Genomic DNA, 12,934 nt, shown 5'->3' on the forward strand with positions numbered 1-12,934 from the left:
TTTAGTTTCCCCCTACAATTTCTCTCATTTTTTCTTCAATAACATGTATATCATCACCTTGAAGTGGACGGGGATCGATATCAAAGAATCCTTGTCTTACTCCGTAATCACGTGTGTAAATTGCGATTTCCCCTTCGCGTAATGCTGTCACAACGTCTTTTGCTGATTTATTTAATTCTTGCTCGTTAATATGAATGCGTGCTCTAAAGATTGCTCTTCCTGCTTCATCTTGAACGATCGTTACATTTACACCGTTTAATTCTTTCAGCGGCATAAGTACTTGTAACAGCTCTTTTTCTTGCTGGCTCTTATCTTCTTTTACTCCGTACTCATCAAGCGCTTGAAGTAAACCGAAAGTCGTCTCTTTCCCAACTTTCATACTTCTTCCGATGCAATGTAATTGCACTTTCAGCCATTCAATATATTTTCGTTTACCGCCGACAATACCAGAAGTAGGTCCTTCAATCGCTTTTGAACCGCTATAAATGGCTAAATCTGAATACTTCACATATTTTTGAATATCTTCTTCAGCTGCTGCATCGACGATAAGTGGTATGTTATTTCGCTGCGCTACTTCCCATGCCTCTTCAACAGAAATCATATTTTTTTGCACTGCATGATGTGATTTCACATAAAGAATTGCCGCTGTATTTTCACCGATTGCATCTTCAATATGTTCTGCTTTCCCTTCATTTGCGTAGCCAACTTCTACAAGTTTCCCGCCGCCTAAATAAATCATCGTTTCAACAGGAGCACCGTATTGAACGTTATGACCTTTTAACATAATCACTTCGTTTTTCGCGATGACCTCTTGATGAAGTCTTTCACTTTTACGTCGATTTCCTTCTGTAACAATACCAGCGATAGAAAGCGCAATTCCGCTCGATGCTGAGTTCACAACGACCGCTGCCTCTGAATCTAGAATTCTCGCAATATGGTCTCCTGCTTTATCTACTAAATCTGCAATTTCCACATAATTTTGTCCACCATGCTTCATCGCATCCATAACTGTATCTGTCGGAGCAGATACACCTAAAATACTCATTCTACCGCTCGCATTAATAACTCTTTTTAATCCGTACTTAGCATTCAATGAATAACCCATTGATTACAACCCCCTTCGTATCAATTCTTCTTTCAGCAATGCGCTGATCCCCTTCTGAATCAATTAACGTAATCGGTTCATCTTTCACCGTAAATAAAGTTAAGTTTGCAATATCTCCTTCTTGAATACGACCAAGCTCTGGTTTTTTCAGCCACTCTGCCGCATTTTTCGTCACCGCATCAATTACCTCTTCTAGCGGATAACCTAAGTAAAGGAATTTCGAAAGAACGTGAGCCATACTATACACTGGACCGTGTATACGATTCTTCCGGTAAATATCTGTACTAATTGTATTAAAGGCAATACCATGACGCTTCGCTGCTTCTGCTACTTTAAAAGAAAAACTAGCATTACCGTGACCAACATCTAAATAAACACCGCGATTCACTGCATCTAGTAACACAGGTAGCGGTTTGCCTTCTTCATCAAATAAATTATTTTCTTTCCCGTTTAAGTAATGTGTAATCACATCATCTTTTTCTAAAAGAGGTACAACTTCCTCAATGCGAGGAGGCGCTGAACCGATATGTACCATAATCGGTAATGATGTTTCACGAGATAAAGAGCGCGCCACATGAAGTGGTTCAATTCCACTATCACAAACGACACTCTTACTCATTCTCGCTTTTAAACCAACGATTACATCTTTATACTTTTCTACTGCTTCTATTACTTTCTCTTTATCTATCCATTCCATATTGGATAATTCATCAATTCGTTTTAATCCAATTCGAGAAATATTTAAAAAGGCAAATAGATTTGTCTTTGCCTGCTCTCTACTTAAAACTAAATCTGCAATACGATCAGCACCACAGCTACCCGCATCAACAATTGTCGTTACCCCTTGCTTAACGCCAATTTCATCAACCTCATCGCCATACGGATCAAACTCTGGAAAAGCATGAACGTGCAAATCAATCCAACCACTCGATACGTAAGTACCTGAGTAATCAAGAACCTTTCCACCCTCGCCAGTACCAGCTTTCGTCACCTGTGCGATTTTATTATTTTCAACTACAATGTCAATCTCTTCCCCGTTCACACGTTTCACATTACGTAGTACGAATCGTTCTGTCATTGTATTTCCACCCTTTTCTATAAGAAGCCATAAGAATACGCTTACATTAAAGTTTCATTTTATATCTCTTTCACACGTTTAGCGTAACACAAAAAAAGAGAGAAGTAAATATAACGTTATAATGTTTAAAAGTAATTAAAAAGCTATCTACTTCAGATAGCTTTCTTCTCTATTCCTGAACCGTCACAATAACCCCATCCATATTGTTCCCTGAAATTTCATACTGCTTATTTGCTGGAACACTCACTTTCATATTCCCTAAAACTTTATAATAAGAAACCGTGTATTTCTTACCTTCTACTTCAGTTGAAATCTCTTTTTCCTCTTTTAAAAACTCTAAATATTCCTCTAGTGTGAAATTCTTTTTTTGCATAATAGCACTATGAGGTAAGCCGACATAACGAATGTGCCACGGCTCATATTGAATGCCTGTAATGTTACTTTTATTTTTCGGATAACGTAAAACAAATCCGTGCTTCCATACATTATCTTCAATCCATTTTCCTTCAGGCGCTTTCTCCATTTTCTTTTGAGTAGACCCAACGTCCAGTGATAATCCTAAATTATGTTCACTATATCCTGCTGGAAGTGCATAGTCAGAGCCCATTTTTTCATATAGCTGTCTTTGCTCTTGGAAATCTCTATAGCCACTACTAATCAAAAAATGGTTAACACTTTCTTTTCCAGCCGCATCGACAACGTTCAAAAACTTTTTTACAACATCCTTTGATAAGCGCAGATTTCTATCAAATATTACATAGCCTCTCACTAATTCACTATTATGATTTACATTTATAATATCAGACCTAATACTATCTTTTTTTACTGGATAATCTTTGTTAACTAATAATAAATCGCCCTTATAAATTTGTTCCTTCGTAATCTCTTTCTTCTCGGTGTTTGCCGCCTTTACTAGCTCATCTTTTCCGACAATTTTAACGTTGATTTCCTTTTGAAATAACGGTGATATATAAAAGCCTACACATACTGTGCATGCTGTAAAAAGAGAAATAAATACCCACTTTTTCATTTCTAGTTCCTCCTTAACGTAACTTACGTATAGAATAGAAAAAACTATTAAAATAAAAGGTGGGGTAAAGTTTAAATTTTTATTAAATTGTTAAGCTCTCTTCTTTTGGCAACCTCACTTCAAATATCGTTCTAATTACATTACTTTCAGCAGTGATTGTCCCATTATGCTGCTCGACAATATTTTTAGCGATAAATAGTCCAAGACCTGTTCCGCCTCGGTTCTCGGTTCTCGCTTTATCACCTGTATAAAACATATCAAAAAGATAAGGTAAATCTTCTTCTGGAATGCTATCTCCATAATTCATAATTTGTACGACAACTTCTCCATTATCAACATACCCATTCATATCAACAAATTGCCCATCATATCCGTAACGAACGGCATTTGTTAACAAGTTTTCAAATACTCTAGCTAACAATTTCCCATCACCGTGCATCGGTAAATGAGGATCCACATTCAATCTAGCTTCTAAATGATGTTTTTCTAATAACGGATACAATTCCTCCTCTAACTGTATAAGCAACTCACTTATATCAATCGGTTTTTTATCCAGCTTTAGCATGCCATAATTCATACGTGTAATTTCAAATAGCTCATCTATTAAGCTTTCGAGCCTTTGCGATTTCGTAAAGGCAATCGTAGAAAAATGTTTAATTTGTTCCTTCGTCAAATTCTCATCTTTAAGAATTAAATCTAAATATCCTAACACGGATGTTAATGGTGTTCTTAAATCATGAGCTAAATTCACAACGAGCTGATCTTTACTACTTTCAGCAAAGTCTCCTCGTTCCACTGCTTCTTTTAATTTTTCACTCGCAACATTTATTTCACGTGCGATATTTCCAAACTCATCATTTGATGAGACTTGAACTTGATTTGTAAAATCTCCGTTCGCCAAATGATGAATCCCGTTTGAAATCTCATCAAAATATTTTAAATACGGCCTAGTAAGGAAGAAGAAAAACATAATAGACAGAGGGATGAAAATAATTAAAAAGAAATTAATATCCCCAATTTGTCTTACCATTGAACGAAATTGAGCTAAAGGATCCTCATAACGAACTACTAATTTATAATAGATCCGTAATCCTTCATAAATTAAATACGTTACGCCAGCAGCTAGTATCATACTTAACGCAAATAGCATAACCATCTTCGAACGAAAGCTTCTCATCTTTTTAGCCATTGAAAGTATACCCTACTCCCCATACCGTTTTTATTAACTTATTCTTTCTTTTATCTTCTCCAAGTTTTTTCCGCAACGTACGAATATGTACCATAACTGTATTTCCACTTTCGTAATACCCTTCAGCCCATACTTGCTGAAAAATATTTTCCACACTGTACACTTTCTTCGGGTGACTTGCTAATAAATATAAAATATCGAATTCTTTTGGTGTTAACTCAATTTGCTCACCATACACATCTACCGTTCTGCGCTCAGGATCAATGGCGACTCCGCCTATTTCTAAAGCAGATTTATTCTCTGCTACTTTCGGTTGATTTAACGTAAGAAAACGGCGTAGTTGTGCATTTACACGCGCAACTAATTCAATTGGTGTGAAAGGCTTCGTCATATAATCATCCGCACCTAGTACTAGGCCTGTCACCTTATCGAAATCAGATGTTTTCGCGCTTAAGAAAATGATTGGCATATGATATTTCGCACGAATTTGACGCGTCACCTCATAACCATCCATTTTCGGCATCATAATATCTAAAACCACTAAGTCGATTGGCTGCGTTTGAATAATATGCATGGCTTCTTCTCCATCAGCTGCTTTAACGACGTGGTAACCCTCTTTTTCTAAATGTATCTCAATTAAGTCAGCAATTTCTGCCTCATCATCCGCTATTAAAATTGAAATGCGCTTCATTTTAGTCCCCCTACTTCATTCCGTTTTCATACGCTCGATTTTAAACTAGTCTATCCAATTTGTACAATAAGAAAAGGCTACTCATAAGAGTAACCTTTGTTATTTCATCTTTCAAACACAATCCGCTGCTTCGTTATTTCTTCCAATCTTCCGCGGTCAACTTCATACTCAGCATCAACACTTTGCGATACAATCACTTTCCCGCCCTCAAGCGTCACTTCCGGTGAAATAATATCCTTCTCCCAATGTCGACTAGAAGCAGATATATCGCCAGGAATCGTAAAGTTCGGCAATGAAGCGAGCGCAACGTTTTGTGCCCGTGATATCCCCATCTCTACCATACCACCACACCAAACTGGTATGGTATGCTCCATACAATAATTATGGATTTGCACCGATTCTGTTAATCCGCCGACTCGCCCTGGTTTAATATTAACGATGCGGCAACTACCAAGCGTAATCGCCACACGTGCATCTTCTAAACTATGGATACTTTCATCTAAACAAATCGGCGTTTCAATTTTCTTTTGCAACTCTGCATGATCAAGAAAATCGTAATCCGCTAGCGGTTGTTCAATCATCATTAATTGGAATTCATCTAGGCGTTTCAGACTCTCCGTATCCGCTAATGTATACGCTGAATTTGCATCAGCCATTAACGGGATATGTGGAAACTCTTTACGAATTTCTTTCAATAATTCGTAATCATGCTCTGGCTTTATTTTCACTTTAAAACGCTCGTATCCTTCTTCTACGTACTTCTCGATTTGTTTTAGCATAACCGGAATTGTATTAATCCCGATCACAACGCCGACTTCAATTTCAGACCTAGTTCCGCCAAGCAGTGTCGCAAGTGAGCTCTTTTCACGCTTCGCATATAAGTCCCAAACAGCCCCTTCAATTCCCGCCTTTGCCATTCGGTTTCTCTTTATATGCTGGAACAAAGATGGTACTTCATTAGGGTGAGAAATTTCAGCTTTCAATAAATCAGGTATTAAAAAATCCTGAAGTACATGCAGCGCTGTCTTCACCGTTTCTTCCGTATACCATGGCTCAGAAAAAGCAACGACTTCACCAAATCCAATGTACCCGTCCGTATCTTCTAATTCAATGACAATACTCTCACGCTTTTCATAAGTTCCGTAGCTTGCAGCAAACGGGATTACGAGTGGCATTTCCGTTATATAAAGTGTTGCCTTTTTTATCTCCACTTACATCTCCTCCAGTAATTGTCTTAACTCTCGTCTTAACAATTTTTTCGAAGCGTTTCGTGGTAATTCCTCTAAGAAACACGCTTTCTTCGGCACTTTATATTTCGCTAATTTCTCCTCGCAAAAATGAAGAATTTCTTCTTCTGTTACCTCTCCACTTTTCACAACAAAAGCAGCTGGTACTTGCCCCCAATTTTCGTCCTTCATACCGACAACACCAGCTTCCACTACCGCCGGATGAGAGAGTAACACTTCTTCAATTTGAGCTGGGTATATATTTTCTCCTCCAGAAATAATTAAATCACTGCGGCGATCTAATACGTATAAAAATCCTTCTTCATCTAAATAACCGAGGTCACCAGTATGCAGCCATCCATTTTGAATTGTCTCTCGCGTCGCATCTTCACGATTAAAGTAGCCACCTGTTACGTTCGGTCCTTTTACAACAATTTCTCCTTCAGCACGTGGCTGCACTACTACACCATCTTTTTCAATACGAAGCTGACATTGAAAGAGCGGCTTTCCAGCTGATCCTACTTTCGTTAACATATAATCTGCGGATAACGTACAAATTTGCGAAGACGTTTCTGTCATACCGTACGTTTGATACACAGGAATTCCTTTTTCTACACACGTTTCTAATAACGGTTTCGGTGCTGGACCTCCGCCAAGTAACATGCATCGTAAAGAAGATGGATATGTTTCATCTCCAAGTCGTTCTAATAAATCCGTTAACATTTTTGATACGACAGAAATAATCGTAACGCCCCTCGTTTGAAGTGCTTTATGGATAAATTCAGCATCATATTTCGGAACGAGTAAAATGCGCATACCGTACATAATATTTTTCATTAAAAGAGATAAACCGCCAACGTGGAACATCGGCATACAAGCTAACCAGCAATCATCATCACGAAGCCCTAAATTAAGCGAAGAACCGACTGCACTTGCCCAATGATTTCCGTACGTCAAAATAACGCCTTTCGGTTTTCCTGTCGTCCCAGACGTATAAATGATTGTTATCGCTTCTTCTAAAGAGAATTCTTCTTGTATAGATGCTTCCGCCTTCGGTCCATTCATCACTTCAGCAAATGAATATACAGGAACATCTTGAGCCTCAAACTCTTGATCCGTCACTAAACAAACAACTTCAGCATCATTCATTTGCCAAAGTAGCTCTTCTCTTGAAAGACGCGTATTTAAAAGAACAGCTACTGCCCCTATGTAAGATAGGGCGTGAATAACTGTAATCATCTCCATACCATTTTTCATCAGAACAGCCACCTTTTGCGCCCGCTTCACTCCTACATGCGAAAGTTGTTCACAAACAGATACTACTTTTCCATGCAGCTGCATAAAAGTAACTTTCTCCTCCTCAATTTCAATTGCAGTGCGATCAGGTGTTAAAAATGCACGTTGCATTAACCAGTTAGGCATCGTCTCCATCACTCATTCTCCTTTCATGAAAGAAAGAGACTTGATATGATATCAAGTCTCTTAGTTGTTTTGTTTCCGGTTTGATCTTTGGTTGCAACTCACATTGTGGGCGAGCCGCTTCCGCTTTTGATCACATCTAGCTACAGCAGCTAGAATGTTCGGTGGCTTCACTTCTTCCTACGAGGCAAAAAGCGCCTCTACGTCAGAAGCTCCATCCCCCTCACATTCTGAACGAGCCGCTTCCGCTTTTGATCACGGGAAACGAGGGAATTGACCGAAGTCCGGAGTGCGTTTTTCTTTGAACGCGTCGCGGCCTTCTTTTGCTTCGTCAGTTGTGTAGTACAATAACGTTGCGTCTCCAGCTAGTTGTTGAATACCAGCTAGACCGTCTGTGTCTGCGTTGAATGCAGCTTTTAGGAAACGAAGTGCCATTGGGCTGTTTGCTAAAATTTCTTGTGCCCATTGTACTGTTTCTGCTTCAAGCTCTTCTAATGGTACTACTGTGTTTACTAAGCCCATATCAAGCGCTTCTTGCGCGTTGTATTGACGGCATAGGTACCAAATTTCACGAGCTTTCTTGTGGCCTACCATACGAGCTAAGTAACCAGCTCCGTATCCACCGTCAAAGCTTCCTACTTTAGGACCTGTTTGTCCGAATACAGCGTTGTCTGCAGCGATTGTTAAGTCACATACGATATGAAGTACGTGTCCTCCACCGATTGCATAACCTGCTACCATTGCGATAACTGGTTTAGGAATTGCGCGAATTAGACGTTGTAAGTCTAATACGTTTAGACGTGGGATTTGGTCGTCACCTACATATCCACCATGACCGCGAACTTTTTGGTCGCCGCCAGAACAGAATGCACGTCCACCTTCACCTGTTAAAATGATAACGCCAACATTTGCATCATCACGAGCGTGTGCAAAAGCATTGATTAACTCCATTACCGTTTTTGGACGGAATGCGTTATGTACTTCAGGGCGGTTAATCGAAATCTTTGCGATACCATTGTATGTTGAATAAATAATATCTTCGTAATTGCCTTCTGTTACCCATTCAATAGCCATTACTATTACCTCCTTGTATATTTCTGATCTCCTCTATAAGTTTGGCTTCCTTCTTAGATGAAAAAAGCATCACTGCATAGTTTTTAGAAATCCCTTTACTATTGTATCAAACTTTTCCGGTTGTTCCACATGAATTGCATGGCCAGCACCATCAATTTTGACAAATTTCGCGTGCGAGACGCATTTTTCGATGTTTTTTAATATGTGAAAGAACTTTTCATCATATTCCCCGTTCATTAAAAGAACAGGCATATTAAACTGTTCTAGCTTATGCCACCAGGAAGGCTGGGCCCCTGTTCCCATGCCGCGAAGACTATTTGCAAGTCCTTTTGGATTATTAGCAAGTCGTTCTCTTCGCACCGCTTCTTTTACGTTTTTCGCTAAACGTTTTTGCGTTTCAAATAGCGGGATATTTTCCCACATCGATACAAAACTTCGGGTGCCTTCTTGCTCAATCTTATCGGCAAGTCGTTCATCTTTTTCCCTGCGTTCTTTTCGCTCTTCCTCACTCTCAAGTCCAGCTGTACAGTTTTCTAAAAGAAGAGAACGCACATATTCTGGATATAAGCATGTCATCGTAATCGCAAGTCTACCACCCATTGAATAGCCAAGTACATGTGCATTTTCAATATGAAGATGATCCAGTAGTTCTTTCATTTGCAGTGCCACATTTTGAATATCATAATGAGTCACATCTTCAGGACTTTCCGTTTTCCCATGTCCAACAATGTCTACTAGAATGACTTGAAACTGCTCGCTCCAAGAAGGAATAAAGGAACGCCACGTTTCCATACTTCCCGTAAAACCATGAAGAAGTAGAAGTGGTTCCCCGCTTCCAACTACTTCATATTCATACGATACACCTTGCAGCGTTACTTTCATCGTGATTCACCTTGTAAAGATGTAGTAATTACGTCCATCGTTTTGGCCCATAATGTACGGTGCAATGTTAAGTTTTCATCACGATTTGTACAAATTTCCACAACGTGTAAACCGTCTGTCGTCGTTCCTTTTTGTACCTCTTCTCGGAACTGCTCCCAGCCGTTTACACGGCTAAATGAACCACCATACATTTTGACAACATGCTCGTAATCAAGCCCAATTGGTGTTCCAAATAATGATTCGAAATGTTCTTTTTTCTCGTATTGTGGTAAGAATGAGAAAATACCTCCACCATCATTATTTACAACAACAATCGTTATATTTAATTCATGTAATTTTGCAGCTAATAATCCGTTTAAATCGTGATAAAATGATAAATCACCGATTACTAATACGAGCGGATCACAAATAATACTCGCTCCTAAAGCTGTTGAAATGATTCCATCAATACCATTTACACCGCGGTTTGCCATCACTTGAATTTTTTTATCAAATGTGAAGAAAAATGAATCTGTATCACGAATTGGCATACTATTACTCGCAAATAACGTTGCCCCTTCTGGTAATACGCGGACAATATCCGTAATAACTTTCCCTTCAAATGCAGTATCATATGTTTCCATCTCACGAAGCGTTTCCTTCGTTTTTTCGTTTATATGTTGCCACATTCCGAACCAATCATTCTTTTTCATAGCTGGTATTTTCTCTATTAATGCCCTGCAAAATTCAATGTCACCAGCTTGCACTACTTCTGTCGCAACAAGAGCTGGATCTCTCCATTGTCCAGATTCATCGACAACGATATGAACAGCTTTCGTTTGCTTTTTTATAAACTGTGTTAATGCTTTAGAGATAGGCATACCACCAAAGCGAATTAAAACTTCCGGTTTCCACGTTTCTTTTAACAGTTCATTTCGTAAAAATGTATCATAACAGTCGATCACCATCGTTTTATCGTGGTGTCCGCTACGAATATTAGAAAGTGGATCTGCTAATATTGGATATCCAGTTTTTTCAGCTAGTTCTATCGCCGCTGCTGCGAGTTCCGGATGACTATCATCTCCACAAATAATAAGCCCCTTTTCCATATGTGAAAGGCGCCCTACAAGAGAATCTACATATTCACTCGGCATCGTCACGTTCCCTTGCTGAACTACTCCTGTATATTCACCACGCCCTTTATCCCATAAACTTTCTAATAAGAAATCTGGAATTAATGGCTCGCGAACTGGAAAATTGAGATGAACAGGTCCTTGCGGCGCTAAACAAGCACTCGCTATCGTACGCTGCGTCGTCATACGCGCGTAATGATACATCGCTTCACTCGCCTCTGGAAGTGCCATCTCTGTAAATTGCTTCACAAAAGTACCGTATAAATTAAATTGATTCATCGCCTGTGGTGCACCCACATCTCTTAATTCATGCGGTCTATCCGCTGTTAAGACGATAAGTGGCACTCGTGAATGAAAAGCTTCACATACAGCTGGATAATAGTTCGCAGCTGCCGTTCCTGACGTACATAATAATGCAACAGGACGTTTTTTTGCTTTTGCAATACCGAGCGCAAAAAATCCCGCTGATCTTTCATCTACATGTAAATATGTGTTCATTCCTTCATGTTGTTCCATTAGTAAGGCAATCGGCGTTGACCGTGAGCCTGGACTAATGACAACATCACATACATCTAGACGCGTCAGTTCGTCTACGAACGCGCCTAAATAATATGATAATGCTTCTATATGATTGTTCATTTCATTAATTCCTCCAAAGCACCAAGCATCGGTCTAAACTTCAAACTTGTTTCTTCATATTCAAGCTGCGCTACTGAATCAATTACGATACCACAGCCGGCAAATAAGGATGCTTTCTCGCCATTTAATAATCCGCAACGAAGCGCAACCGCAAATTCACCATTTCCTTCATCATCTATAAAGCCAATTGGTGCACCATATAATCCTCTATCTAAAAGCTCTACATCACGGATTAATTTTAACGCTTCATGACGAGGTGTACCACCAAGAGCTGGCGTTGGATGTAATTCTTCTACCATCGCTAAAAGACTTACATCACCTTTTGCTTCTACTGGCGTATATAAATGGATTAAATTTTTCGTCGTTAATAAGCCTGGGCTCTTCGGAATATTAACAGATTCGCAATGCTCACTTAGCACGCCTCGAATCATGTTAACTACATAACCGTGTTCAGCCAAATTCTTTTCATCATGAAGAAGCGTCTCACCATTTTGTTTACTTTCTTCTATAGAATTGCCATGACCAATTGAACCAGCAAGGCACATCGATGTAAACTTCTCGCCTTCTTTTCGAATCAATCGCTCAGGTGTCGCTCCTAAGAAGCATGCTCCTTTATAATCAAAAGAAAATACGTAACAATCCGGTTGCCCAATGCGAAGTGCTTCTAAAACAAGAACCGAATCAATATGCTGATCCATCGTTAATTTTAGCTCCCTTGCTAATACAACCTTCTGCACGTTCCCTTGCTTCATTTCATCCTGCACTTTTCCAATCGCATTCATCCAGCCCTTCGGATCAACTTCTACTTTAGAAGTAACTGTTAATTTTGATCCTTCTAGCGCACATTTACTCTCTTGTAAAATTCTCTCTTCTACAGAAATAATTTCGTTATAAAGAGTTTCTGCACAATCTTCAGCTGAAACGAACTGATTAATGGTTAACCACGCTTTTTCATTTTTTACAGTTAATAAAAATGCTGGTAGTGAAAATGTGGTATCATCAAATTCTTTCCAAAGATCCGTTTTTTCTTTTTCTTGGTCAAATGAAAATCCACCAAATAAAAGAGGTCCTGTTCCAAATTCGTATCCTTCTCTTTGTACGAATGCTTTCCCTTTTACTTTATCCCACTCGTCACGGGCAGTTTGAAAGCGTTTGTGAGAAGAATTTGCTATAGTGAAAACAGAGCCAATTCCAGCAAATATTACATGCTGAGCTGGGTCTGCAAAATAACATCTATTTTCGAATGCGATCCTTTTTCCTGCTGCATAAAACAGAAGTGGATCCACCCAATCTATTTGTTTTACAAAACTAACTAATGTTTTTTCATCAGTCGCACGCTTAATAGCTGTAACAAGAACTTCTTGTAAGCCTTTTTGTTTAGTTTGAATCACAATTGTCTCCCCCCTATGGGCGAAAAATAGTCATAATTACGCTTGATTTTAAGATACACCTCAAAGGAAAGGCCTGTCAACGTTTAGCATTTCTGAGA

The 12,934-nt window shown here is 39.1% G+C and carries 11 protein-coding genes; all 11 read right to left on the reverse strand.

What is annotated here, in order from left to right; all coding sequences use genetic code 11:
* Position 1: 1 nt before the first annotated feature.
* The 11 genes from KI356_RS17325 to KI356_RS17375 all read right to left on the reverse strand — a co-directional run bounded on the left by KI356_RS17325 (position 2) and on the right by KI356_RS17375 (position 12,836).
* On the reverse strand, positions 2 to 1,105 hold the full coding sequence (locus KI356_RS17325) for a DgaE family pyridoxal phosphate-dependent ammonia lyase (RefSeq protein WP_212936003.1): 1,104 nt from the start codon (positions 1,103 to 1,105) through the stop codon (positions 2 to 4).
* The gene (locus KI356_RS17330) at positions 1,083 to 2,183 is read right to left on the reverse strand and encodes an amidohydrolase/deacetylase family metallohydrolase (protein ID WP_212936004.1); all 1,101 of its coding nucleotides are present in this window, start codon (positions 2,181 to 2,183) and stop codon (positions 1,083 to 1,085) included. Before KI356_RS17330 ends, KI356_RS17325 begins: the two co-directional genes overlap by 23 nt.
* Before the next feature lie 169 nt (positions 2,184 to 2,352).
* Positions 2,353 to 3,213 carry a M15 family metallopeptidase gene (locus KI356_RS17335; protein WP_212936005.1) on the reverse strand — a complete coding sequence of 287 codons (861 nt, stop codon included), beginning with the start codon at positions 3,211 to 3,213 and terminating at the stop codon, positions 2,353 to 2,355.
* Between the two features lie 82 nt (positions 3,214 to 3,295).
* Complete coding sequence (locus tag KI356_RS17340; protein ID WP_212936006.1) at positions 3,296 to 4,402, reverse strand: sensor histidine kinase; 1,107 nt, start codon at positions 4,400 to 4,402, stop codon at positions 3,296 to 3,298.
* Positions 4,395 to 5,093 (reverse strand): response regulator transcription factor, encoded by a 699-nt coding sequence (locus KI356_RS17345; protein WP_212936007.1) that lies wholly within the window; start codon positions 5,091 to 5,093, stop codon positions 4,395 to 4,397. Before KI356_RS17345 ends, KI356_RS17340 begins: the two co-directional genes overlap by 8 nt.
* A gap of 104 nt (positions 5,094 to 5,197) precedes the next feature.
* The gene (menC, locus tag KI356_RS17350) at positions 5,198 to 6,304 is read right to left on the reverse strand and encodes an o-succinylbenzoate synthase (RefSeq protein ID WP_212936008.1); all 1,107 of its coding nucleotides are present in this window, start codon (positions 6,302 to 6,304) and stop codon (positions 5,198 to 5,200) included.
* A complete protein-coding gene (locus KI356_RS17355) occupies positions 6,305 to 7,750 on the reverse strand; it encodes an o-succinylbenzoate--CoA ligase (RefSeq protein WP_212936009.1) in 1,446 nt (481 codons plus the stop codon).
* Positions 7,751 to 7,993: 243 nt separating this feature from the next.
* Positions 7,994 to 8,812, reverse strand: a complete 819-nt coding sequence (gene menB / locus KI356_RS17360) for a 1,4-dihydroxy-2-naphthoyl-CoA synthase (RefSeq protein ID WP_000963893.1) — start codon at positions 8,810 to 8,812, stop codon at positions 7,994 to 7,996.
* A gap of 69 nt (positions 8,813 to 8,881) precedes the next feature.
* The gene (gene menH, locus KI356_RS17365; RefSeq protein WP_212936010.1) at positions 8,882 to 9,694 is read right to left on the reverse strand and encodes a 2-succinyl-6-hydroxy-2,4-cyclohexadiene-1-carboxylate synthase; all 813 of its coding nucleotides are present in this window, start codon (positions 9,692 to 9,694) and stop codon (positions 8,882 to 8,884) included.
* On the reverse strand, positions 9,691 to 11,445 hold the full coding sequence (menD, locus tag KI356_RS17370) for a 2-succinyl-5-enolpyruvyl-6-hydroxy-3-cyclohexene-1-carboxylic-acid synthase (RefSeq protein WP_212936011.1): 1,755 nt from the start codon (positions 11,443 to 11,445) through the stop codon (positions 9,691 to 9,693). Before menD ends, menH begins: the two co-directional genes overlap by 4 nt.
* Positions 11,442 to 12,836, reverse strand: a complete 1,395-nt coding sequence (locus KI356_RS17375; RefSeq protein WP_128282876.1) for an isochorismate synthase — start codon at positions 12,834 to 12,836, stop codon at positions 11,442 to 11,444. Before KI356_RS17375 ends, menD begins: the two co-directional genes overlap by 4 nt.
* Between the last annotated feature and the right edge of the window lie 98 nt (positions 12,837 to 12,934).

Origin of the sequence: Bacillus hominis, from assembly GCF_018332515.1 — a bacterium.
Classification (GTDB): Bacteria; Bacillota; Bacilli; order Bacillales; family Bacillaceae_G; genus Bacillus_A; species Bacillus_A hominis.

Coding starts and splice junctions, on each gene's coding strand:
- KI356_RS17355 (WP_212936009.1), bottom strand. CDS start 7,750: ATGGAGACGATGCCTAACTGGTTAATGCAACGTGCATTTTTAACACCT.
- menH (WP_212936010.1), bottom strand. CDS start 9,694: ATGAAAGTAACGCTGCAAGGTGTATCGTATGAATATGAAGTAGTTGGA.
- KI356_RS17325 (WP_212936003.1), bottom strand. CDS start 1,105: ATGGGTTATTCATTGAATGCTAAGTACGGATTAAAAAGAGTTATTAAT.
- menD (WP_212936011.1), bottom strand. CDS start 11,445: ATGAACAATCATATAGAAGCATTATCATATTATTTAGGCGCGTTCGTA.
- menB (WP_000963893.1), bottom strand. CDS start 8,812: ATGGCTATTGAATGGGTAACAGAAGGCAATTACGAAGATATTATTTAT.
- KI356_RS17330 (WP_212936004.1), bottom strand. CDS start 2,183: ATGACAGAACGATTCGTACTACGTAATGTGAAACGTGTGAACGGGGAA.
- KI356_RS17335 (WP_212936005.1), bottom strand. CDS start 3,213: ATGAAAAAGTGGGTATTTATTTCTCTTTTTACAGCATGCACAGTATGT.
- KI356_RS17340 (WP_212936006.1), bottom strand. CDS start 4,402: ATGGCTAAAAAGATGAGAAGCTTTCGTTCGAAGATGGTTATGCTATTT.
- KI356_RS17345 (WP_212936007.1), bottom strand. CDS start 5,093: ATGAAGCGCATTTCAATTTTAATAGCGGATGATGAGGCAGAAATTGCT.